Annotated in this window: 19 protein-coding genes; 8 read left to right on the top strand and 11 right to left on the bottom strand. The window is 70.2% G+C overall.

All coding sequences use genetic code 11. The features are described 5' to 3' along the window. The 5 genes from argF to argC are packed head-to-tail and all read right to left on the bottom strand — an operon-like array spanning window position 1 to window position 5,469. Complete coding sequence (gene argF, locus LTI14_RS11970) at window positions 1-975, bottom strand: ornithine carbamoyltransferase (protein ID WP_241471138.1); 975 nt, start codon at window positions 973-975, stop codon at window positions 1-3. Beyond that, window positions 972-2,288: an acetylornithine transaminase gene (locus LTI14_RS11965; RefSeq protein WP_241476663.1), complete on the bottom strand. Its 1,317-nt coding sequence runs from the start codon at window positions 2,286-2,288 to the stop codon at window positions 972-974. The genes argF and LTI14_RS11965 overlap by 4 nt, the downstream gene beginning before the upstream one ends. Next, the gene (gene argB / locus LTI14_RS11960; protein ID WP_241466284.1) at window positions 2,285-3,229 is read right to left on the bottom strand and encodes an acetylglutamate kinase; all 945 of its coding nucleotides are present in this window, start codon (window positions 3,227-3,229) and stop codon (window positions 2,285-2,287) included. Before argB ends, LTI14_RS11965 begins: the two co-directional genes overlap by 4 nt. Window positions 3,230-3,241: 12 nt before the next feature. Further along, window positions 3,242-4,441 (bottom strand): bifunctional glutamate N-acetyltransferase/amino-acid acetyltransferase ArgJ, encoded by a 1,200-nt coding sequence (gene argJ, locus LTI14_RS11955; protein ID WP_241476662.1) that lies wholly within the window; start codon window positions 4,439-4,441, stop codon window positions 3,242-3,244. Next, a complete protein-coding gene (argC, locus tag LTI14_RS11950) occupies window positions 4,438-5,469 on the bottom strand; it encodes an N-acetyl-gamma-glutamyl-phosphate reductase (protein WP_241476660.1) in 1,032 nt (343 codons plus the stop codon). The genes argJ and argC overlap by 4 nt, the downstream gene beginning before the upstream one ends. Before the next feature lie 103 nt (window positions 5,470-5,572). Here argC and LTI14_RS11945 point away from each other — a divergent pair, with 103 nt between their 5' ends. Both LTI14_RS11945 and LTI14_RS11940 read left to right on the top strand, forming a co-directional pair. Continuing rightward, window positions 5,573-6,580, top strand: a complete 1,008-nt coding sequence (locus LTI14_RS11945) for a quinone oxidoreductase family protein (protein ID WP_241471134.1) — start codon at window positions 5,573-5,575, stop codon at window positions 6,578-6,580. 35 nt (window positions 6,581-6,615) lie between these two features. Continuing rightward, a complete protein-coding gene (locus tag LTI14_RS11940) occupies window positions 6,616-7,812 on the top strand; it encodes an N-acetylglucosamine-6-phosphate deacetylase (protein WP_241476658.1) in 1,197 nt (398 codons plus the stop codon). 64 nt (window positions 7,813-7,876) lie between these two features. Here LTI14_RS11940 and pheT read toward each other — a convergent pair whose 3' ends face one another. From pheT to LTI14_RS11920, 4 genes are all read right to left on the bottom strand, one after another. Then, the gene (pheT, locus tag LTI14_RS11935) at window positions 7,877-10,441 is read right to left on the bottom strand and encodes a phenylalanine--tRNA ligase subunit beta (RefSeq protein ID WP_241476657.1); all 2,565 of its coding nucleotides are present in this window, start codon (window positions 10,439-10,441) and stop codon (window positions 7,877-7,879) included. A 3-nt stretch (window positions 10,442-10,444) separates the two neighbouring features. After that, window positions 10,445-11,494, bottom strand: a complete 1,050-nt coding sequence (gene pheS, locus LTI14_RS11930) for a phenylalanine--tRNA ligase subunit alpha (RefSeq protein ID WP_241466278.1) — start codon at window positions 11,492-11,494, stop codon at window positions 10,445-10,447. 50 nt (window positions 11,495-11,544) lie between these two features. Next, window positions 11,545-12,666 (bottom strand): hypothetical protein, encoded by a 1,122-nt coding sequence (locus LTI14_RS11925; RefSeq protein ID WP_241476655.1) that lies wholly within the window; start codon window positions 12,664-12,666, stop codon window positions 11,545-11,547. Between the two features lie 126 nt (window positions 12,667-12,792). Beyond that, window positions 12,793-14,484, bottom strand: coding sequence for a glycoside hydrolase family 13 protein (locus LTI14_RS11920; protein ID WP_241476653.1), 1,692 nt, complete (start codon window positions 14,482-14,484; stop codon window positions 12,793-12,795). 222 nt (window positions 14,485-14,706) lie between these two features. Here LTI14_RS11920 and LTI14_RS11915 point away from each other — a divergent pair, with 222 nt between their 5' ends. Genes LTI14_RS11915 through LTI14_RS11895 form a run of 5 tightly spaced genes read left to right on the top strand, consistent with a single transcriptional unit; the run spans window position 14,707 to window position 19,717 of the window. Then, on the top strand, window positions 14,707-15,939 hold the full coding sequence (locus LTI14_RS11915; RefSeq protein ID WP_241471129.1) for an ROK family protein: 1,233 nt from the start codon (window positions 14,707-14,709) through the stop codon (window positions 15,937-15,939). A gap of 47 nt (window positions 15,940-15,986) precedes the next feature. Next, on the top strand, window positions 15,987-16,805 hold the full coding sequence (locus LTI14_RS11910) for a CDP-alcohol phosphatidyltransferase family protein (RefSeq protein ID WP_241471128.1): 819 nt from the start codon (window positions 15,987-15,989) through the stop codon (window positions 16,803-16,805). Then, entirely contained in the window at window positions 16,805-17,857 is a 1,053-nt protein-coding gene (locus tag LTI14_RS11905) for a glycosyltransferase family 4 protein (protein WP_241471127.1), read from the top strand. Before LTI14_RS11910 ends, LTI14_RS11905 begins: the two co-directional genes overlap by 1 nt. Next, complete coding sequence (locus LTI14_RS11900; protein ID WP_241471126.1) at window positions 17,812-18,780, top strand: class I SAM-dependent methyltransferase; 969 nt, start codon at window positions 17,812-17,814, stop codon at window positions 18,778-18,780. Before LTI14_RS11905 ends, LTI14_RS11900 begins: the two co-directional genes overlap by 46 nt. A gap of 4 nt (window positions 18,781-18,784) precedes the next feature. After that, window positions 18,785-19,717 carry a lysylphosphatidylglycerol synthase transmembrane domain-containing protein gene (locus LTI14_RS11895; RefSeq protein ID WP_241476651.1) on the top strand — a complete coding sequence of 311 codons (933 nt, stop codon included), beginning with the start codon at window positions 18,785-18,787 and terminating at the stop codon, window positions 19,715-19,717. A 326-nt stretch (window positions 19,718-20,043) separates the two neighbouring features. Here LTI14_RS11895 and LTI14_RS11890 read toward each other — a convergent pair whose 3' ends face one another. Both LTI14_RS11890 and LTI14_RS11885 read right to left on the bottom strand, forming a co-directional pair. Continuing rightward, a complete protein-coding gene (locus LTI14_RS11890) occupies window positions 20,044-20,526 on the bottom strand; it encodes a (deoxy)nucleoside triphosphate pyrophosphohydrolase (RefSeq protein WP_241466270.1) in 483 nt (160 codons plus the stop codon). Between the two features lie 11 nt (window positions 20,527-20,537). Beyond that, a complete protein-coding gene (locus LTI14_RS11885) occupies window positions 20,538-21,059 on the bottom strand; it encodes a polyketide cyclase (protein ID WP_446740398.1) in 522 nt (173 codons plus the stop codon). A gap of 170 nt (window positions 21,060-21,229) precedes the next feature. Between LTI14_RS11885 and LTI14_RS11880 the strand changes: the two genes are divergently transcribed. After that, entirely contained in the window at window positions 21,230-21,862 is a 633-nt protein-coding gene (locus LTI14_RS11880) for a YitT family protein (RefSeq protein ID WP_241466269.1), read from the top strand. Window positions 21,863-21,880 lie beyond the last annotated feature (18 nt).

Below are 21,880 nucleotides of genomic sequence, written 5' to 3'. Positions count from 1 at the left end.
TCAGCGCTCCCCCGCGCGGACCAGTTCCGCGGTCTGTTCGTCGGCCAGCCCGGAGCGCACCAGCAGCCAGGCCATCAGCGCCTTCTGCGCGTGCAGCCGGTTCTCCGCCTCGTCCCAGACCACCGATTGCGGCCCGTCGATGACCTCGGCGCTGATCTCCACCCCGCGGTAGGCCGGGAGACAGTGCAGGACGACGGCGCCCGGCGCGGCGTGGGCCATGGCGGCGGCGTCGACCCGGTAGTCCCCGAAGAGCTGGAGCCGCTGCTGCTTCTCCTCCTCCTGCCCCATGGAGACCCAGGTGTCGGTGGCCACCGCGTCGGCGCCGTCCAGCGCCTGGACCGGATCGGTGGTGATCAGCACCTTGCCGCCGGTCTGCGCGGCGCGGGCCTGTGCGGCGTCGATGATGTGCTGCTCGGGCAGGAAGCCTTCGGGGCCGGCGATGCGCACGTCCATGCCGGCGTTGACCCCGGCGAGCAGGTAGGAGTTCGCCATGTTGTTCGCCGCGTCTCCAAGGTAGGCCAGGGAGCGGCCCTGGGTGGTGCCGAGGTGTTCGCGCAGGGTCAGCAGATCGGCGAGCAGCTGGCAGGGATGGTAGTCGTCGGAGAGCGCGTTGATGACCGGGACCGCGCTGTGCTGGGCCATCTCCTCCAGGCCTGACTGGGCGTAGGTGCGCCAGATGATCAGGCTGACCATGCGGTCGAGCACCCGGGCGGTGTCGGCGATGGTCTCCTTGTGCCCGAGCTGGGACTCGCCGGGGTTCACCACCAGCGGGGCGCCGCCGAGCGCGGAGATCCCGGCGACGAAGGAGAAGCGGGTCCGGGTGGAGGTCTTGTCGAAGAACACCGCGGCCGTCTGCGGGCCGGCCAGTGCCTTGATCGCATAGGGGTTGGCCTTCATATGTCCGGCGAGGGTCAGCACCTGGTCCAGCTCGACGGGGCTGAGGTCCAGGTCGGTGAGGAAGTGACGGACGGTCATGAGGTGCTCCTGCGGTGGATCTCGGGAAGGGCGTCGATGAACAGCTGGATCTGCTCCGCGGTGATGATCAGCGGCGGGGCCAGGCGCAGCGTCGAAGGGCCGGTGGCGTTGATGATGAACCCGGCCTCCAGTGCCGCGGCGACCATCGCGGGGGCCAGCGGCTCACCCGGTGCGGCCGCGAGGTCGAATCCGATCAGCAGCCCGTGTGCGCGCACTTCGGTGACGAAGTCCAGCGCGGCGAGCCGGCTGGCCGTGTAGGCGCTGACCTCCCGGACATGGCGGAGCAGGTCGGTGGACTCGATGACGTGCAGGGTGGCCAGGGCGGCCGCGGTGGCGGCGGGGTTTCCGCCGAAGGTGGTGCCGTGCTGGCCGGGGTTCAGCAGCGAGCTGGGGTGTTCCCCGAAGGTGAGCATCGCCCCGATCGGGAACCCGCCGCCGAGGCCCTTGGCCAGGGTCATCGCGTCCGGGAGCACCGGGGTCGAATCTGCCGGCGCGGAGGCGAACCAGGAGCCGGTGCGGCCGATGCCGGTCTGCACCTCGTCGAAGATCAGCAGCGCCCCGGCGGCGCGGGTGATCTCGCGTGCCGCCTCCAGGTATCCGGCCGGGTGGCCGTGGACTCCGGCCTCGCCCTGGACGGGTTCGATGATCACGGCGGCCACGGTCTCATCCACCACCGCGCGCAGCGCCTCGGCGTCTCCGGCCGGGACCCATTCGACTCCGCCGGGCAGGGGCTCGAAGGGTTCGCGATAGCTGGGCTTGTGGGTCATCGCCAGCGCACCCATGGTGCGTCCGTGGAAGCCGTGCTCCAGGGCGATGATCCGGGGCCGTTCGCTGCCGCCATGGCGGCGTGCAAGCTTGAACGCGGCCTCGTTGGCCTCGGCGCCGGAGTTGGTGAAGAACGCCTTGGAGCCGGCGGGTGCCTGGGCGAGGTGCCGCAGCTTCTCGGCGAGCGCGATCTGGGTGGGGCTGGTGAAGAAGTTCGAGATGTGCCCCAGGGTGCTCAGCTGGGCGGAGACCACGCTGGTGATCAGCGGGTGGGCGTGGCCCAGGGCGTTGACCGCGATGCCGCCGAGCAGGTCGAGGTACTCCCGGCCGTCGGCGTCGAAGACGGTGGCGCCTGAGCCGCGGACCAGCACCCGCTGCGGGGTCCCGAAGACCCCGAGCAGCGACTCGGTGTACCGGGCCAGCAGCTGATCACCGTCCTCGACGGCGAGCGCGGCGCTGTTGAGGTCGGCGCTGCTGAGATCGGCGCTGCTGAGATCGGCGGTGCTGGGGTCAGCGGTGTTCGGCTCGGGCGTGTTCTGCTGGCTCATAGGGCCTCCCCGTCGGGAACGATCTGGGTGCCGACGCCCTCGGTGGTGACGATCTCCAGGAGCATCGAATGCGGCGCCCGGCCATCGACCACGTGGGCACGTGGGACGCCGGCCTCCACGGCCTTCAGCGCCGCTGTCATCTTCGGGATCATCCCCGATTCCAGGCTGGGCAGCATGGCACGCAGGTCGGTGGCGCTGAGTGAGGAGATCAGCGAGGACTTGTCCGGCCAGTTGGCGTAGAGGCCCTCCACATCGGTGAGCATCACCAGCTTGGCCGCACCGAGCGCCGAGGCGACGGCGGCCGCCGCGAGATCGGCGTTGACGTTGAGCACCTCGCCGGTGGGAGCGGCGTCGGCGGCGGTGGAGTCGAACTCAGGGGCGATGGTCGAGATCACCGGGATCCGCCCGGCGGCGAGCAGGTCGGTGATCGCATCGGGGTTGACCCCGCTGACCTCGCCGACGAGGCCGAGGTCCACGGTCTCGCCGTCGATCTCCACGGTGGTGCGGGTGGCGCGCAGCAGCGCGGCGTCCTCGCCGGAGAGGCCCACCGCGTAGGGGCCGTGGCTGTTGATCAGTCCGATGAGCTCGCGCCCGACCTGCCCGGTGAGCACCATCCGGACCACGTCCATGGCTTCGGGGGTGGTGACCCGCTGCCCGGCGCGGAACTCGGACTCGATGCCGAGGGTCTCCAGCATCGCGTTGATCTGCGGGCCTCCCCCGTGCACCACCACCGGGTTGACCCCGACGTGGCGCAGGAAGACCACGTCCTCGGCGAAGGCGCGGCGGAGCTCGTCGTTGATCATGGCGTTGCCGCCGTACTTGATCACGATGGTCTCTCCGGCGAACTTCTGGATCCAGGGCAGCGCCTCGACCAGGACGGAGGCCTTCTCACCGGCGGAGCTCAGGCTCCCGGCGTCGCGCGGTTTCATGCTGGAGGTCATCGGGGTCCTTCTTCAGCTGGAGTAGGCAGAGTTCTCATGCACATAGTCATGGGTCAGGTCGTTGGTGAGGATCGTCGCCTCGGCCGGACCGGCCTTCAGATCGATGACCACCTTCACGTGGCGGCCGCTCAGGTCCACCAGCTCCCGGTCGTCGCCGATCCCGCCGGCGCGGCAGATCCACACGCCGTTGACGCTGACGTCGATGGTGGAGGGGTCGAAGTCCACGTCGGTGGTGCCGACCGCGGAGAGGATCCGGCCCCAGTTGGGGTCCTGTCCGAAGATCGCGGTCTTGAAGAGGTTGGAGCGGGCCACGGAGCGCCCGGCGGTCTCGGCCTGTTCCTCGGTGGTGGCGTTGATCGTGGTGATCGCGATCTCGTGGTGGGCGCCCTCGGCGTCGGCGATGAGCTGGGTCGCGAGGTCCTCGCACACCTGGTTCAGCGCGGCCTGGAACTCTGCCAGGTCCACCCCGGAGGGGTCTGCCTGCGGGTGCGCGCCGGAGGCCATGGCGATCACCGTGTCATTGGTGGACATGCAGCCATCGGAGTCCGCACGGTTGAAGCTGAGCCGGACCGCTTCGCGCAGCGCCGCGTCGAGGTCCGGCTGGGCGATGACGGCGTCGGTGGTGACCACCGAGAGCATGGTGGCCATTCCGGGGGCGAGCATGCCAGCACCCTTGGCCATCCCGCCCACGGTGAAGTCCACGGCGGAAGCCGTGGAGATCTTCATGACCGAGTCGGTGGTCATGATCGCCTGCGCCGCCCGCTGCCCGGCGGAGTCGGCGGTTTCGAGCTGGGCCACCGCGGCGTCGATCCCGCCCAGCAGTGCGGGCATGTCCAGGCGCACCCCGATGAGTCCGGTGGAGCAGACCAACACGTCTCCGGCGGAGATGTCCGCCCCGGTGGCCTGGAGCTTCTCGGCCACCACCTCGGCGGTCTGGTGGGTGTCGGCGAAGCCCGGTGCCCCGGTACAGGCATTGGCGCCGCCGGAGTTCAGCACCACGGCGTCGGCGCGACCGTCGGCGATGGCCTGCTGGGACCAGAGCACCGGTGCGGCGGCCACCCGGTTGGTGGTGAACACCGCCGCGGCGTGCTTGTCCGGCCCGTGGTTGAGCACCAGCGCGACGTCGCGCGGCGGGTCGCCCTGGGCATTGACGGACTTCAGCCCGGCGGCGACGCCTGCGGCGCTGAATCCTGTCGCGGCGGTGACACTCATGGGGAGACTCCCAGCAGGTTGAGCCCGGTGGTCTCGGGGAGACCCAGGGCGATGTTCATGGACTGCACGGCGCCGCCGGCGGTGCCCTTGGTCAGGTTGTCCGCGGCCGAGACGACGACGGCGCGCCCGGCGTGTTCGTCCACCGCCAGCTGCAGCGTCACGTGGTTGGAGCCCACCACCTGTTTGGTGGCCGGCCACTGGCCCTCGGGCAGCAGGTGGACGAAGGCCTCGCCGTCGTAGTGCTCGCGGTAGGCCGCGCGCAGCGCGGCCTCGGTGGTGCCGGGGGCGAGCTTCGCGGTGGAGGTGGCCAGGATGCCGCGGGCCATCGGGGCCAGGGTGGGGGTGAAGGAGACCTGGACTTCAACACCGGCCGCGTGGCCGAGGCCCTGCTCGATCTCCGGGGTGTGCCGGTGCACCCCGCCGACACCGTAGGGGCTCATCCCGCCGATGACCTCGGCGCTGAGCAGGTGTGGTTTGAGCGCCTTGCCTGCACCGGAGCTGCCGGTGGCCGCGACGATCACGATGTCATCGGGCTGGAGAAGTCCGGCGGCCAGGGCCGGGGCGAGGCCGAGCATGATGGTGGTGGGGTAGCAGCCGGGCACCGCGATGCGCCGGGCGCCGGCGAGCTTGGCCCGCTGTCCGGGCAGCTCGGGCAGCCCGTAGGGCCAGGTCCCCTGATGGGCGGAGCCGTAGAACTTCTCCCAGGCGGCAGCCGATTCCAGCCGGTGGTCAGCGGCGGCGTCGATCACGATGGTGTCCTCGCCGAGCTGGGCGGCGATCTCCGCCGAGGCGCCGTGCGGCAGGGCCAGGAAGACGACGTCGTGTCCGGCGAGATTCTCCGCGGTGGTGTCGATGAGCACCCGGTCCGCCAGCGTGACCAGGTGCGGCTGCACCGCTCCCAGCCGCTCCCCCGCACTCGAGTGTGCGGTGACTGCGCCGATCTCCACCTCGGGGTGGCCGGCCAGCAGCCGCAGGACTTCTCCCCCGGCGTAGCCTGAGGCTCCGGAGACAGCGATCGAATAGGTCATGCCCAGCAGTCTAGGCAGATATATGCGTCATCTCCAATATTTATGCATAAGTCGGGCCCGCCGACTTCGCCGCTCCGGGCCTGCGTTGGGTACGCTTGCCGCCATGAATGAACAGAGCGTTTTCCCAGAAGATCTGCCCGACAGAGCACGAGTGGTGCATGCCGAGCAGGCAGGGGGCCCCGAGGTGCTCGTCGAGGCTCAGGTGCCGCTGCCTGAGCCTGGACCGAACCAGGTGCTGGTGGAGACTGCCGCAGCAGGGGTCAACTTCATCGAGACCTACCAGCGCAGCGGCGTGTATCCGGTGGAGTATCCCTTCACCCCTGGCACCGAAGGCGCCGGCCGTGTCCTCGCCGTCGGCGAGGGCGTGGAGTCACTCTCCGTCGGGCAGCGGATCACAACCCTGGAGGCCTCCACCGGCACCTACGCCTCGCACTTCTTGGTCGATGCAGGCAAGGCCGTGCGCGTCCCGGATGAGGTCACCGATGAGCAGGCGGCGGCTCTGCCGCTGCAGGGCATCACCGCCCACTACCTGGTCAACTCCACCTACCGGGTCTCCCCCGGGGAGACCGTGCTGACCCACGCCGGTGCCGGAGGGGTGGGCCAGATCCTGACCCAGCTGCTCAAGGCCAAGGGCGCACGGGTGATCACCACCTGCTCGACCGAGGAGAAGGCCCAGATCGCTCAGGCCGCCGGCGCGGACTACGTGATGGGCTATGAGAACTTCGCCGAGCGGGTTCGCGAGATCACCAAGGGCGAGGGTGTGGCCGCCGTCTTCGACGGCGTCGGCAAGGACACCTACCTCGGGTCCTTGGACTCCCTGGCGATCCGCGGGATGTTCGTGCTCTACGGCGGCGCCTCCGGCCAGGTGCCCCCGCTGGATCCGCAGGAGCTCAACCGCCGCGGCGGGCTCTACGTCACCCGTCCGGCCACGCACTGGTACCTGCGCAACGCCGAGGAGCGCACCTGGCGCTACGCAGAACTCTTCCGCGCACTGACCAGCGGCGATCTGAAGCTCAGCATCGGCGCCAGCTACCCGCTCGCCGAGGCGGGCCGGGCGCACGATGACCTGGAGAACCGCCGGACCACCGGCAAGCTGCTGCTGAAGCCATAAGCGGCGCTCACCGTGCTGACCCCGGGAATCCTTCGGTGACCCGGCTGCTCTTCGCCGAGGCGGCGCTGACCCCGGAGGGGTCCATCGGGCCGTACTGGCTGCGCCTGGCCGAGGGGAGAATCCTCGACGCCGGCCACGGCCACCCCCCTGCGCGCCCGGATCTGCACCTCACCGACCAGGTGCTGGCACCCGGGTTCGTCGACGTCCACGCCCACGGCGGCGGCGGCTCGGCCTTCACCGAGGGCCCTGGGGCTGCGCGGACGGTCCTGGCGGCGCACCGCCGGCGGGGCTCCACCACCGTGCTCGCCTCCCTGGTCAGTGCGCCGATCCCGACGCTGCTGGACCAGGCGGAGCAGCTGCGCCCTCTGGTGGAGGCTGACGAGCTGGCCGGGGTCCATCTGGAGGGGCCGTGGCTGAGCATCGCCCACCGTGGCGCCCATGAGGCGTCCATGCTCAGCGATCCGACGCCCGCGGCCGTCTCGGCGGTGCTTGAGCACGCTGCGGCGGATCTGATCAGATACGTGACCCTCGCGCCCGAGCTGCCCGGCGCCACCGGGGCCGCTGCCCGACTGCGGGCCGCAGGGTGGACGGTGGGAATCGGGCACACCGGAGCCGACGGCGCGCAGACCCGGGCCGCCCTGACCGCCGGGGCGAGCGCCGCGACTCATCTGTTCAACGCGATGTCGGGGCTGCATCACCGCGACCCCGGCCCGGCGCTGGCGCTGCTCGAAGACCCCACGGCCTTCCTGGAGCTTATCCACGATGGGGTGCACCTGGACCCGGAGATGGTCCGCTACGTCTGGCACTCGGCGGCCCGCAACGGCGGGTCCCGGCGGCTGGTCCTGGTGTCCGACGCGATGGCCGGCGCTGCCGCACCGGAGGGCCGCTACGGCCTGGGCGCTGCGATTGTGGACGTCGCGCGCGGCGTCGCCCGGCTCGTGGAGCCCGACGGGACGCTGGGCGCGATCGCGGGTTCCGCCGTGACACTCGCCGAGGCGGTGCGCCGCAGCATCCTGAACGCCGGGATCACCCCGGCCCAGGCGCTGATGGCCGCCACCGCCAACCCCGCAGAGATGATCGGGATCGACGACGTCGGCAGGCTGCTCCCCGGTGGACGTGCGGACCTGGTGCTGCTGGATCAGGCGTGGACGGTGCGCGAGGTGATGCACCGCGGCCAGTGGCTCGACGGACCAGGCTCGGGTGCTCCACAGCGAGATGGCCCGGCAGACTGAGCGCCTGCCGGACCATCTGCGACATCAGGAACGAACCGCCTGTGGCTGCCGCTGGACGGCGCTGCTATCTCTGAACAGCACTGTGGCGCTGCTGCGCCAGTGCGACGGCGCCGGCGCGAGCCTCGGAGGCCTCCTCGGCGGTGAGCGTGCGGTCCTCGGCGCGGAAGCGCAGTGCGAAGGCCAGCGACTTGTGTCCAGCCTCGATGTGCTCACCGGAGTACACGTCGAAGAGCTCGATGTTCTCCAGCAGCTCGCCTGCACCCTCGGTCAGGGTGGCCTCGAGCTCGGCGGCCGGAAGCGCGTGAGCCACGATCAGCGACACGTCCTGGGTGGTCGGCGGGAAGGTGGAGATCGGCTCGGCGCTGATCTGTTCCGGGGAGCCGTTGATCAGCGCGGAGAGGTCGAGCTCCATCACCGAGGTGCGGGCGGGCAGGTCCAGCTCCTCGATGACCTTCGGGTGCAGCTCACCGGCATGGCCGACGCGCTCTCCGTTGAACCGGATCTCGGCGGTGCGGCCGGGGTGGAAGGCCTGATGCTGGCCCTGCACCACCTCGAGCTGCACGCGCAGCAGGTCAGCGACCTTCTGCGCGGCGTCCACCGCGTCTGCCCAATCACGACGGCGCCCCGGCACACCAGGCAGCTCGGCCGCCTCGGCGCCGCTGAGCGCGGCCGCGATGTGCAGCGGCTGATCGGGGATGCCGGCGTCGAGCTCTGCCAGCACCTCTTCGCCCGGGTAGACCCCCAGGTCAGGGATGGCGGCGGAGCCGAGCTGGGACTTCGGGTGGAAGACCGCTCCGGCTTCGAAGAGGGCGACGTCGGTGAAGCCGCGGGAGACGTTGCGGCGCAGCGCCTCGAGCAGCCCGGGAAGCACGGTGGTGCGCAGCGCCGGGTGCTGGCTGGCGATCGGGTTCGCCAGGCGCAGCATGGGCATCGGCTTCCCGGTGTCCTCGGCCTGCCCGAAGCGGGTGTTGGCGGCCTCGGAGTAGAAGGGGTAGCTGAGCACCTCGGTGAACCCTGCGGCGGCCATCCCGGCGTAGACGCCGCGTCGGCGCTGCTGGGAGGTGGTGAGTCCGCGGCCGGCCGGCGGCACCGGAAGCCGGGAGGGGATCTGGTCATAGCCGACGAGCCTGGCGATCTCCTCCACCAGGGCGGCGGGGATGGTCAGGTCTGGTCGCCAGCTCGGCGGGGTCACCAGCAGGTGCTCCCCCTCCTGGCGGAGCTCGGCGCCGATGGCGCCGAGGGTGGAGCTGATCTGCTCCTGGGTATAGGGCACCCCGGTGAGCTTCTCCGGCAGGGCCGGGTCCAGGCGGATGGGCTGCGGCAGCTCGGGGGCGCCCGCATCGGTGACCTCACGGGTGTCGGTGCCGCCGGCGAGCTGCACCAGCAGGTCCACCACGCGCTGCGCGGCGAGCGGGGGCAGCAGCGGGTCCACGCCGCGTTCGAAGCGCTTCGACGCCTCCGAGGGCAGCTTGTGCCGGCGCTTGCTGCGGCTGATGCTGATCGGGTCGAAGTGCGCGGCTTCGACGATGACGGTGGAGGTGGTGGCGTCCACTTCGGTGCGGGCTCCGCCCATCACGCCGGCGATCCCGATGGGGCCGGACTGATCCGTGATCACCAGGTCCTCGGCGTTGAGGGTGCGGACCTTCTCGTCCAGGGTGGTGAGCTTCTCGCCGGGCGCGGCGCGGCGGACCTCGATGCCGCCGTCGAGCTTGGCCGCGTCGTAGCAGTGGTTGGGCTGTCCCAGTTCAAGCATCACGTAGTTGGAGACGTCCACGGCGATGCTGATCGACCGCATTCCGGCCAGGCGCAGCCGGGAGGCCATCCACGGCGGGGTGGGAGCCTCCGGGTTGATCCCGGTGACCTTGTGCGTGACGAAGCGGCTGCAGCCGTCCACCCCGTAGATGGGGGTGTGATCGGTGAGCGTGACCTTGTGACCGGGACGGGCGGCGTCGTCGTCGTCGGTGTTGATCTTCCCCGTGCTGATCTGGGCAGCGGGGTCGATGAACGGCGAGCCGGTGGCGTGGGAGTACTCGCGGGCGATCCCGCGCAGCGAGAAGGCGTAGCCCCGGTCGGGGGTCACGTTGATCTCCGCGGCGGAGTCGTAGAGGCCCAGCAGCTCCATGGCGTCGGTGCCCGGCTCCGGGTCGAGCCCGAGGGTGGAGAGCACCAGGATCCCGTCGTGGTCCTCGCCGATGCCGAGTTCGCGCACCGAGGCGATCATGCCGGCGGAGACGTGGCCGTAGGTCTTGCGCGCGGCGATCCGGAAATCGCCGGGGAGCACCGCTCCGGGGAGGGTCACCACGACCTTGTCGCCGACCTCGAAGTTGTGCGCGCCGCAGACGACGCCCTGGACGCCCGAGGGGTCGATGCCCTCGTGGGTCAGGGTCTGGGCGGCCCCCTCGGGGACCACGCGGACCTGGCACCAGTTGATGGTCTTGCCGTTGGACTGGGGTTCGGGGATCTTCTCCAGCACCTCGCCGACGACTATCGGGCCGCTCAGCTCATCGGTGGGACGGTGTACGTCCTCCTCCTCGAGCCCGACCTTGACCAGCTCGGCCATCAGGTCCTCGGCGGTGCCCGACGCGGGGAACCGGGTGTATTCACGTATCCAAGAAAGCGGAATGCGCATGTCTCAGACCTCCATTCCGAAGTGCTGGCTGAAGCGGATGTCGCCTTCGATCATGTCGCGCATGTCGGGGACGCCGTTGCGGAACATCAGGGTGCGCTCGATGCCCATGCCGAAGGCGAAGCCGGTGTACTCCTCCGGGTCCACCCCGGCGGCGCGCAGCACGGCGGGGTTCATCATGCCGCAGCCGCCCCATTCGACCCAGCGCGGGCCGCCCTTGGCCTGCGCGTGCCAGACGTCGAGCTCCGCGGAGGGTTCGGTGAAGGGGAAGTAGCTCGGGCGCAGCCGGATGGCGGCGTCGGGGCCGAACATCTGCCGGGCGAAGTGTTCAAGGGTGCCTTTGAGATCGGCCATGGTGAGGCCCTTGTCCACGGCGAGGCCCTCGAACTGGTGGAACACCGGGGTGTGGGTGGCATCGAGCTCGTCGGTGCGGAAGGTCTTGCCGGGGCAGAGCACGTAGACCGGCAGCTCGCGGCTCAGCAGCGACCGGATCTGCACCGGGGAGGTGTGGGTGCGCAGCACCAGGTGGGCCTCGGGGGGCTCCACGAAGAAGGTGTCCTGCATCTCTCTGGATGGGTGGTCCGGCGCGATGTTCAGCGCATCGAAGTTGAACCACTCGGATTCCACCTCGGGGCCCTCGGCGATCTCCCAGCCCATGGCGATGAAGACGTCCGAGACCCGCTCCTGCAGCACCGAGAGCGGGTGCCGGGCACCCAGGGGACGACGACGGTGAGCTGCGGTGACGTCGACGGTCTCCTCCACCAGGATCCGCTCCGCGTGCTCGACCTCGAGCACCTCGGTGCGCGCGGCGAGGGCCTTCTGCATCGTCCCGCGAGCGCCGCCGAGCAGCTTGCCCGCGGCTGCCTTCTCGGTCTTCTCCAGCGATCCGATCGCCCGGTTGGCCAGCACCAGGGGTGCCTTGTCTCCGGTGTGCGCGAGCCGAGCGGCCTTGAGCTCGTCGAGGTCGCGGGCTGCGGCGAAGGCGTCGACGGCCTGCTGCACAGCATGGTCGATGGCGGATTCATCCAGCGGATGCGGTGTTTCGGGCGTGGACATTCTGCTCCCGGGTCAGGTGGGTGGAAACAATCCCGGTCAGTTTATGCGGGTCACTGGTAGGAGACGAACCACGGTTTGGGGTCGACGTCAAAGGTCTGCTCCGAGGTGAAGGTCGGTGAGTCCTCGTCGTAGAAGTTCTTCCAGCCGAGCCAGATGTCTTCGCTGAGACCCTGCTGCAGGGTCTCGTAGGTCTCGGTCTTCATCTGAGGGGTGCCGTGGCCGTCGGCGTGGAGCAGGATGGCCAGCTCTTCGTGGGAGGTGTCGATCTCCTCGCGGCTGGAGATCATGGCGTGATTGAACTGGTGCAGCACCAGCAGCTTCTGCGGAAGCTCATGCTCCGCGGTCAGTCCGGCGAGCCAGTCGGCGACCTCGTTGATCTCCTCGGCGCTGACCGAACCGATCTGCTCCATGTGCCGCTGTCCCTCGCTGAGCCGCCATTCGGGGTCCAGGGCGAGTCCGACGTGGGGCTGGGCCAGGAACTCCTCATATCTCTGGGCCTGGTCCAGGAAGCTGGCGTGGCCGGGCTGCAGGTCGAGGACCACGTAGATGTCCTCCTCGGCGGCCAGGTCCACCCAGGGCTCGATGACCTCGGGATCCAGGGCGTTGCTGTAGTTGCCGTCCAGCCCGGGCTCGGTGGTGGCGATGGAGGTGATGATCTCGAAGGCCGGCTGGACCGGCTCCTCGGAGTGCTCCTGGTACTGCTCGGCGTAGAACTTCACCCGCTCGGCGGCGTCCTCCGGCTCCCCCTCACCCAGGACCCCGAGCGCGGGGATCCCGGGGGCGCCATAGGCGGCGAGGAAGCGCCGGTCGGGGAAGAGCGTGTCGCCCCCACCGGGGAGCTCGGCCGGCTCGGCCTCGGCCTGTGCGTTGGCCTGCGCGTCGGCCTGTGCGTCGGCTGCTGCTGAGTCTTCCTGGTCGGCTGAGTCTTCCCCGTCCGCTGGGTCTGCAGCGCCGGTCGAGTCTTCATCCGCCCCGCCTTCCGCATCCGCGTCAGCTGCCTCGGCGGCATCTCCGGCGTCATCCCCCTCGGGAGCGACATCAGACTGCTCGGAGTAGGCATCTTCCGGCACCCCGGCACTCGAGCCACAGGCCGGGAGTGTCACGGCGAGCAGCATGGCACCGAGCATGAGGCCCGGGCGACGGGTCTGGGAGGTCGGGGCGGTGGCGTCCATGACTTTCACGCTACCGGTGAAGGGCGGCGACCCTCGCATCGGGGCTGCGCAGCGGAACCGCCGCACAGAACGCAGACTCAGGGCCCACGCGTCTGTCGCACAGCGATCGAGGGATGCCCGGAGAGGTCAGTGCTCACGCAGCCAGACCGTGGTCTCCCCCGGCAGCACGTCCACAGCGAGCGGCTGGGAGCTCACCAGCACCTCCCCGTCGGGCAGCGGGACCGCCTCGACGTCGAAGTTGGTCACACAGAGCCATCCCCCGGGGCGCCGGAAGGCCAGCACCTCAGAACCGGGCAGCTCAATCCACTCCAGCGCGTCCTCGCCCTGCAGCTCGCGGCGCAGCTGCAGCGCACGCCGGTAGAGGTTCAGGGTCGAGTCCTCGACCGTGTCCTGCGCCTGCACGCTGTAGCGGGCGAACCACTCTGGCTGGGGCAGATGGGCATCGCCCTCACCGAACCCTAAGCTCCCCCCTGCACTGGACCAGGGCATCGGGACCCGGCAGCCATCGCGGCCGACGCTGAACCCGGGACTGCGGAAGAACGTCGGGTCCTGTCGGTCGGTGTCAGGGATCTCGGCGACCTCGTGCAGCCCCAGCTCCTCCCCCTGGTAGAGGTAGGCGCTGCCGGGCAGCGCAAGCTCGAACAGCGAGGCGGCCCGGGCCCGGCGCAGCCCGGCCTCGGCTTCCAGCTCCGGAGAGGTGCCGGCGGTGAGCAGCCAGTGAGTGCCGGCCTTGTCCTCCTGCGGCGCCTTGGGCGGGAGTCCGTAGCGGGTTGCGTGGCGCACCACGTCGTGGTTCGAGAGCACCCAGGTGCTGGAGGACCCGGACTTGGCCGCCAGCTCCAGGTTGAAGGTCACCGTCTCGCGGAACTGCGCAGCGTCGAAGCTGGCCTCGAGCAGGTCGAAGTTGAATGCCTGGCCCAGCCCCTCGGCGGAGGCGTACTTCGGCCGGCGGGCCGAATCGACCCAGGCCTCTGCCACGCCGATCTTCGGCGGGTCGTACTCGTTGAAGACTCCGCGCCATTCGCGGTAGATCTCGTGGACCTCGTCCCGGTCCCAGATGGGGTGGGCACCGTCCTTCGGCGTGGCGTCCAGCTCGGCCTGGCTGGGCAGGTTCGCCGGCAGGTCCTTGGACAATCCGTGTGCGACGTCGACCCGGAATCCGTCCACGCCGCGGTCGGACCAGAAGCGCAGAGTCTGCAGGAAGTCCTCGTGGACCTCGCGGTTGTGCCAGTTCAGGTCCGGCTGTTCCTTCGCGAAGCTGTGCAGGAACCACTGACCTGGGGAGCCATCGGGTTCGGTGATCCTGGTCCAGGCGGGCCCGCCGAAGATCGAGGTCCAGTCCGACGGCGGCTGCTCTCCCGCTGCGCCGGTGCCGTCGCGGAAGATGTAGCGCTCCCGGGCGGCCGATCCCGTCGGCGACTTCAGCGCCTCGAGGAACCATTCATGGCGGTCCGAGGTGTGGTTGGGCACGATGTCCACGATCAGTCGGATCCCCGCGCGGTGCAGCGCGTCGATCATGGTGTCGAAGTCTTCCAGCGTGCCGATCTTGGGGTCGACGTCACGATAGTCGTCCACGTCGTAGCCGCCGTCGGCCAGCGCCGAGGGGTAGAAGGGGCTGAGCCAGACGGCGTCGATCCCGAGGTCCTGCAGATACCCCACCCGCGAGGTGATGCCGCGCAGGTCTCCGATGCCGTTGCCGTCGGCATCGGCGAAGGAGCGCGGGTAGATCTGGTAGACCGCGGCCTGGCGCCACCACTGGGGGTCGCTGCCGAGTCCGGCGGCTGCTGTCGGCGATTCTGCGGTGGAGGCGAATGACAAGGGGTTCTCGTCCTCTCGTTGTTTCGGGTGGGTCTCGCAACCTGGATCCAGGTTGCGAGGAGATCGTTGGACGGCGCCCTGGGTGAGCCCGGAGAGCGCGCAGCCATGTGCTGTCGAACCCTGGCAACTCCAATCCCGCTTTAATATAAAGACTTAATATAAGCGATGCAATAATGTGCGGAGGATTCCTCCTCGACAAGACAGTTCGGAAGCAGGCCACCCATGAGTCAGACGCGTCCTCCTGCGCCGGCTGGTTCTTCCCAGCTGATCCGCCAGCTCAACGCGCAGCGCGTGCTGAGCTGTATGTGGGGCCGCGAGCCCAGCACCGCCACGGAGCTGATGCACGCCACCGGACTCACCCGGGCCACGATCCTGACGCTGTGCCGAGAGCTCACCGAGCAGGGCTGGCTGGAGGTGTCCGAGAACTCCCGCCAGGCCGGTCAGTACACCAAGGGCCGCCCGGCCCTGCGGTACGCCTTCCGTGAAGATGCCTGCCATGTGATCGGCGTCGACGCCGGCCTGCACCAGGTCACCGCGGCGGTGGCGAACCTGCGCGGCGTCGAGGTCGGCTGCGCCACCCGAGAGTCGAATCCACAGGGATCCGATGCCCCGCCGCAGCCGGCCCAGGAGCGACGACGCACGATCCTGGACACGGTCGACGCGGCCCTGGCGCAGGCCGGGCTCGCCCACGCCGACGTCGCGTGCCTGGTCATCGCAGTGCCCGCGCCGGTGGACTCGTCAGGGCACTCCCCCAGGGGGCTGAATCCCTTCTGGAGCCTGATGAACCCCGAGCTGATCTCCCTGGGGGCCGAGCACGGCTGGGACTGCGCGGTGGACAATGACGCCAATCTCGCCGCCCTGGCGGAGCTGGACCTGCAGTCCAGCTCCTTGCACGACTCCTTCGCCGTGATCCTCTCCGGGGAGCGCCTCGGCGCCGGGATCGTGATGGAGGGGCGTCTGCTGCACCAGCCGCGCGGCGGCATCGGCGAGCTCGGCATGCTCGATCTGGTGCACGGCGTCGAGTCCGCGAACGGGCTGGGCTGGTGGGCCCGCCACCTCGCCCGAGAGGCCCTGCAGAAGACCCCAGAGCTTGCCGGTCCGCTGGGTGAGGTGACTGCCGAGGCGGTGACCTCGGAACATGTCTTCGCTGCGGCGGCGCAGGGGGATCCGCTCGCGCGGGAGATCATCGACCAGCTCGCGGACCGGCTGGCGCGGATCTGCGTGGTGCTCTCCGGCCTGCTCGATCTGGATCGGATCCTGGTCTCCGGAGCCATCGCTCCGGCGCTGACCGACGTGGCCGCGCTCGCGAAGCAGAAGCTCGCCCAGTACCTCTATGCGCCGTGGCTGCAGATCGAAGCTTCGACGCTCGGGGCCGACGCGGTCCGGCGTGGAGCGATCCGGCTCGCGGTGGACCGGATACAGGACCAGGCGCTGAACAGCGGACCTGGGCATTGAGCGCAGAGTCCCTGCCGGTGGTGCGAATCCCGGCTAGGTTATCTGACATGGAGAAGACAGGGCGCGGCCCCGATCGACACGGGGGCCGGACGCCTGGAGCTGGGTCCTCAGCCGCCGGAGGACCTGATGCGGGCGCATCTGCGGGAGGCACCGGTCGCGGCCGGGTGGCGTGGGACGCCGTCGTCCTGATCCTCGCCCCCGGTGCCGTCGCGCTGGTGCTGGCCCTGACTCTCGCTCCGAATGCGGGGACCGCCGTGGTGATCATGGCCGTCGCGCTCATCGCCCCGGCCGTCGCGGCCGTCTCATTGCTGCGGCGCCGGCCCCGCGCGGTGACCACCGCTGACCGGGTGACCCTGCTCCGCGTGGGACTGATCGGGGTGCTCACCGCCGCGGCGGTGCTGATATTCGCCGAGGCGATCCCCGCCCGCAGCTGGGTCCTGGCGGTGGTCATCGGTGTCGCACTGCTGCTCGACGCCGTCGATGGCTGGGTGGCCCGGCACACGCGCAGCTCCAGCGCCTCGGGTGCGCGGTTGGACATGGAGGCCGATGCGGCCGCGCTCCTGGTGGTGTCGCTCATCGCGGCGGCCACCGTGGGCTGGTGGGCGGTGGCGATCGGCGCGATGCGCTACCTCTTCGCAGCCGCTGCCCGAATCCGCCCGGCGCTGCGCGGGGAGCTGCGCTACAGCCTGTTCCGCCGGACCGTGGCCGCGATCCAGGCCTCGGTGCTGTGGGTCGCGCTGCTGCCGATCACCCCTGTCCCCTTCGCCGCGGCCGTGACCGCGATCGCGCTGACCCTGCTGGTCCTCTCCTTCGCCCGGGACGCCATCGGCCTGGAACGCTTCGCCCGCACCGGGAAGACGCGCTGATGGCGCGATACGCGTTCATCGTGCCCGCCGACCTTCCCGGACCCAGCGGCGGGCTGGCCTATAACCAGCGGGTGCTCGCACAATGGCGGACTATGGGCCTCGACGTCGAAGAGGTCCCAGTCCCCGGAGCCTGGCCCCGACCCGCCCCCGCGGACCGTCGAATCCTGGCGCAGCGCCTGCGGCAGCACCGGCGGGTGCTGATCGACGGGATCATCGCCTCCGCCGCCCCGGAGGAGCTCCGCGTCGCCGCCGCTGCGGGCACGCGGGTCGCGATGCTGGTGCATCTGCCGCTGCCGGCCGAGTCGGGGCTGACCCCCGGCGAGCAGCAGCGGCTTGCCGCCGGCGAGGCCGCAGCGGTGAGCGCCGCGCACGTCGTCGTGTGCACCAGCGGGTGGGCGCACGATGACCTGCAGTCTCGTTACGGACTGGGACAGGTCTCGGTGGCGGAGCCCGGGGTCGACCCTGCTGCGCTGGCGGCGGGCAGCCTGCCGGCGCGGCTGCTCTTCCTCGGAGCGGTGACCCCGCGGAAGAACCCGCTGGGTCTGCTGCAGGCCCTCGGAGAGCTCACCGCACTGCCCTGGAGCGTGGTGATCGCCGGGCCGGAAGGTCAGGATCCCGGCTATGCGGGGCGGGTCCGCGCCGCCGCCGACGCGCTGCCCGACGGACGTGCCGCGGTGATCGGCCCCGTGTCCGGGCAGCAGCTGGAGACCCTGTGGGGTGAGACGGACCTCCTGGTGCTTCCCTCCCTGGCCGAGACCTACGGGATGGTGGTCACCGAGGCGCTCGCCCGCGGGATCCCCGCACTGGTGGGAGCCGGGACCGGTGCGCAGGACGCCCTGTGCGGTGACCCGTCGGGGCCTCGGTCCGAGCTCCCGACCCCCGGGGCCGCGCTGGATCCATACGACCCCAGCGCCTGGTCAGACCTGCTGCGCGCCTGGTCGAGCGATGTGCATCTGCGCCAGCAATGGCGCCGCGCCGCGCAGGCGCACCGGGCTAGACTTCGGACATGGTCACACGCAGCGCAGGATCTCAGAACGGCGATCGAATGGTGACGCGGCCGGTGCCCGCCGATTGGCTGGGTCAGCGCCGCCGCGCCGATCACCAGGCCCGCGAGAAGGCCGCCCCGCTGATCGAGACGCTGATCGCACGGCTGGACGAGCTGCTGCCCATCCCCACCGGCTCAGCTGCGACCGGCTCGGACACCGCCGGTTCAGATACCGACGACGCCGGCTCCGTGCCCGCCCCGGCACCCGTGCCGCCACCCTCCTCCGTGCACGTCATCGACGTCGGGGCCGGCACCGGGTCCAACCAGGCCTGGCTGGCCCCACGACTGTCCGTCGCGCAGCACTGGACGCTGCTCGACCATGACGCGGATCTCCTCGAGGTCGCCGCGGAGGACCCCTCCGCCGCCGGTCCCGGTGAGACCACCCGGGTGCTGGGCACCATCGAGGACCTCCCGCGCCTGACCCGTGGCGAGCAGGTCCAGCTGGTGACCTGCTCGGCACTGCTGGACCTGCTCAGCCCCAGCGAGGCCGAGGTGCTCGCCGACGCGATCGCCGGCCCCGCGGCCGGGGCTCACGTCTCGGCGCTGCTGAGCCTCACCGTGACCGGGAACGTGGAGATCCAGCCCGGCCACCCCAGCGACGCGGTCATCACCGACGCCTTCGACGCCCACCAGCGCCGAGACGGCCTGCTGGGGCCCGACGCCGCCCACACCGTGGCGCAGCTGCTGCGCGATCGCGGCGCAGAGGTCACACTGATCGCGACCGACTGGGCGCTGGACTCCACGGAGGCGGCGCTGATCCAGCGGTATCTCCGCGATCGCGCCGCTGTGGCTGTGGAACATGACCCGTCGCTGGCAGGCGTCGCTCAGGACTGGCTCTCGGCGCGCGAGTCGCAGCTGTCCCAGGGCGAGCTGCGGGTCAGCGTGGGACATCTCGACCTGTTGAGTCTGCCAGGCACCTCCACCCGGTGACGCGATGAGCCTCGACCAGCGCAGCCAGACCGCCCGCAGGGGACACACCTTCCTCTTCGCCGGGCTGCAGGTCGCGATCACGCTGGGCATCTTCGGCTTCCTCGCCGCCCAGTGGGGCATGACCCCGTTCATGGACGCGTTCAGGCTGCTCCCGGTGTGGATCTTCCCCGCCGCGGCGCTGCTCGGCGGGATCGGTGTGCTCACCCAGGCCCTGCGCTGGCGCGTGATCGCCCGCCACCACCGGATCAGCATCGGCGTCGGCCCCGCGATCGCACGCTGCTGGCAGGCGGCCTTCCTCAACGGGGTGCTCCCCGGGGGGCTGGCAGGGGACGCGCTGCGGGCGGCCGACGACAGCAGCGACGCCGAGGTCGAGGCTGGCGGCAGCGCGCTGCGCCGGGCGTTCGCGGCCATGGCCGCTGAGCGGCTGATGGGCACCGCGGTGGCGTTCATCGCTGCTGGACTGACCCTCCTGGTGCTGGCGCCGCTCGCGGGGCTCGCCTCGTTGGGCGTCGCGACCGCCGCCGTCGTCGTGGCCTGGCGCTGGCTGAAGCCGCTCTCTCGTGGTGACCTCATTCAGGTGGTGCTGCTCTCCGCCACCGGATGGGCGGCCTTCGCCGCACTGTTCGCGCTGACGATTCTCGTGGTGACCCCCACGATTCCGCTGGCCTGGGCCCCCGGACTGGCGGCAGTCGCGATCGCCGGAATGTCGGTCCCGCTGGGATTCGGCGGCTGGGGACCCCGTGAAGCCGCGGCCGCATGGGCATTCTCGCTCGCCGGATTCGCCCCGCACCTCGGTGTGACGGCTTCGATCAGCTATGGCCTGCTGGCGCTGGCCTCCACCCTGCCCGGGGCGATCATCCTGGCCCTGCGCGTGCTCCCCCGGCTGGAGCGGGCCCGGCGGGTCAGGGACCGGCGCGAGGGTCGAGGCTCCGCCTGAAGGACCGGCTCAGGGACCGGCTGGAGATCCGGTTGGAACACCGTCTGGAACGGCGCCCGAGACACCGGTCGGGGTGCCGGCCGGAACTCGGGACAGCGCGTTCGCATCGAACCTGCGTTCTGACAGATTTCTCACAGAAAGCGTCGATAGAACAGAACTTCGACGTTTCAACCTGGACGCTTGCCGGGCCGTAGAATAGGTGTTCTAATGGCCTTGCGCGATGGGAAGCGCGATGCGCGCAGGGGCCCTCCTCACTGCCTCTGCGCGCATCTCCCCACGCGAGATGCGGCGAAGGTCCTGCTCAGACGCCCGTCATACGTTTTTGCTCAGGAGTCTCGGTCCCTGATGATCTGTTCCACGATCGGTCGGTCCGCCGGAATCCACGGGTAGTCCAGCAGCCGCGCGGTGACCGGGACCCAGTCCACCCGGTCATGGTCTTGAAGTGGGAACGGCTCACCGGCGAGGACCTCCCCGCGGAAGAGCCGCATCGCCGTCGTATCCTTCAGCCACCAGCCGGCCTCGGCGAAGTAGGCGCCGTGCCCATTGCCGATGACTTCCGCATGCAGAGCCACGGCGACGCCGAGCTCCTCGCTCAGCTCGCGGTGCAGTCCCTGGTGCAGCGTCTCACCGGGCTCGAGCTTGCCGCCGGGAAACTCCCACATGCCCGCCACGGGCTCCGGGGCGGTTCTGCGGGCGATGAAGAGCTCGACGTCGTGACCGGGCCGCTGACGCATCAGGGCGGCGGCGACCACGGTCTTGCTGAACTGCGTGGCGGTCTCGGTGAACTGCGTGACGGTCTGGCTCTCCATGGAGCCCAAGCTTAGGCGGAGGTCTCCACCACGGTCTTCAGGCGCGCAACAGATCGGGCCAGAGTCGCGGAGCTCGTGGACCTGGCACGGGCAAGCCGCTGCTCGTCATGCAGCTGGGACCAGTCATAGGTGTGGGTGACCTCGGTGCCACCGTCCTCGGTGGCCGCCAGCGACCAGCGCCAGAGATGACCGGCTGGCGCCTCACCCAGGGTGGAGGGCTTCCAGGCGATGAGCTGCCCCTCGAGGAACTCCACCACGTGGTTCTCCCGCACCTTGCCGTTGGTGAGCTCCATGCGGAAGACATCGCCGACGCCGCGCACCCGCTGGCCGGCCTCGGCCTTCGCGAGGTTGTCATTGCCGTCGAACTCGACCTGCAGCGCGGGGTCCGCGAGGAACTCGAAGACCACCATGGGCAGCGCGCGGATGACGTCGCGCGCGCAGACCACACGTCCGCAGAACTCGGGATCATAAGAGAGATCCTCTGCGCCGTTCTCGCCGTACCGGGCCGCATGCGCAGGTGTCACAGGATCCATGGGGGTGTCCTCGATTCGCCGTTGAAGTCTTGGAGCTCCAGCTTACGCCGCCGATGCTGCGCGGCGCCTACAGATGAATGCCATACGCAACCACCCGGCCGCCGTGACGGTGCTCACTTAGCCCGTTGTTCCGCGCTGAACCGGGGTTGACCCGCTATAGGCTGACGCTCATGTCCGGATCCCAGAACGTTCCTCCCTGGCCAGAGGAGAGAACCATCCCGCATTCACCCGCCGAAGACGTCTTCGGCGTGCTGATCGGCACCTTCCTCGCGTCCCTGGGCCTCTATGTGCTCCAGCAGTCCGAGGCGGTCACCGGGGGCACCGCAGGGCTTGCGCTGCTGCTGACCTACGCGACCCCGTTGAACTTCTCCTGGCTCTTCCTGCTGGTGAATGTGCCCTTCTTCGCGCTGGCCATCTGGAAGAAGGGCTGGACCTTCACGCTCAAGACCGTTGCCGCCGTCGCGATCGTCTCGGGCTACGCGCTGCTGCACGGACCGATGCTGGCCCTGCCCGAGCTCAACCCGCTCTACGGGGTGCCGGCGGGCAATATCGTGATCGGCATGGGGCTGCTCGCGATCTTCCGCCACGGGGCGAGCCTGGGCGGGTTCAACATCGTGGCCCTCGTGGCGCAGGAGCGGCTGGGTCTGCGCGCCGGATATGTGCAGATGAGCCTGGACGTGGTGGTCATCCTGCTGGCGCTGACCGTCGTCGCCCCGCTGAATGTGCTCTACTCCGCGCTGGGCGCGGTGCTGCTGAACCTGGTGCTGGCGCTGAACCATCGCCCCGGACGCTACCGCGCCTGAGCTGCGCCCCGCGTCGGG

It is taken from the genome of Nesterenkonia sp. YGD6 (assembly GCF_022565895.1).
Lineage (GTDB): Bacteria > Actinomycetota > Actinomycetes > Actinomycetales > Micrococcaceae > Nesterenkonia.
Note: the sequence above shows the minus strand (reverse complement) of the source record. Positions and strands in the feature narration are given on the sequence as shown.

Excerpts from the sequence above, each read along its gene's own strand:
- argF (WP_241471138.1), bottom strand. The coding sequence starts at position 975 with ATGACCGTCCGTCACTTCCTCACCGACCTGGACCTCAGCCCCGTCGAG.
- LTI14_RS11965 (WP_241476663.1), bottom strand. The coding sequence starts at position 2,288 with ATGAGCCAGCAGAACACGCCCGAGCCGAACACCGCTGACCCCAGCACC.
- argB (WP_241466284.1), bottom strand. The coding sequence starts at position 3,229 with ATGACCTCCAGCATGAAACCGCGCGACGCCGGGAGCCTGAGCTCCGCC.
- argJ (WP_241476662.1), bottom strand. The coding sequence starts at position 4,441 with ATGAGTGTCACCGCCGCGACAGGATTCAGCGCCGCAGGCGTCGCCGCC.
- argC (WP_241476660.1), bottom strand. The coding sequence starts at position 5,469 with ATGACCTATTCGATCGCTGTCTCCGGAGCCTCAGGCTACGCCGGGGGA.
- LTI14_RS11945 (WP_241471134.1), top strand. The coding sequence starts at position 5,573 with ATGAATGAACAGAGCGTTTTCCCAGAAGATCTGCCCGACAGAGCACGA.
- pheT (WP_241476657.1), bottom strand. The coding sequence starts at position 10,441 with ATGCGCATTCCGCTTTCTTGGATACGTGAATACACCCGGTTCCCCGCG.
- pheS (WP_241466278.1), bottom strand. The coding sequence starts at position 11,494 with ATGTCCACGCCCGAAACACCGCATCCGCTGGATGAATCCGCCATCGAC.
- LTI14_RS11925 (WP_241476655.1), bottom strand. The coding sequence starts at position 12,666 with ATGGACGCCACCGCCCCGACCTCCCAGACCCGTCGCCCGGGCCTCATG.
- LTI14_RS11915 (WP_241471129.1), top strand. The coding sequence starts at position 14,707 with ATGAGTCAGACGCGTCCTCCTGCGCCGGCTGGTTCTTCCCAGCTGATC.
- LTI14_RS11910 (WP_241471128.1), top strand. The coding sequence starts at position 15,987 with ATGGAGAAGACAGGGCGCGGCCCCGATCGACACGGGGGCCGGACGCCT.
- LTI14_RS11905 (WP_241471127.1), top strand. The coding sequence starts at position 16,805 with ATGGCGCGATACGCGTTCATCGTGCCCGCCGACCTTCCCGGACCCAGC.
- LTI14_RS11900 (WP_241471126.1), top strand. The coding sequence starts at position 17,812 with ATGGTCACACGCAGCGCAGGATCTCAGAACGGCGATCGAATGGTGACG.
- LTI14_RS11895 (WP_241476651.1), top strand. The coding sequence starts at position 18,785 with ATGAGCCTCGACCAGCGCAGCCAGACCGCCCGCAGGGGACACACCTTC.
- LTI14_RS11890 (WP_241466270.1), bottom strand. The coding sequence starts at position 20,526 with ATGGAGAGCCAGACCGTCACGCAGTTCACCGAGACCGCCACGCAGTTC.
- LTI14_RS11885 (WP_446740398.1), bottom strand. The coding sequence starts at position 21,059 with ATGGATCCTGTGACACCTGCGCATGCGGCCCGGTACGGCGAGAACGGC.
- LTI14_RS11880 (WP_241466269.1), top strand. The coding sequence starts at position 21,230 with ATGTCCGGATCCCAGAACGTTCCTCCCTGGCCAGAGGAGAGAACCATC.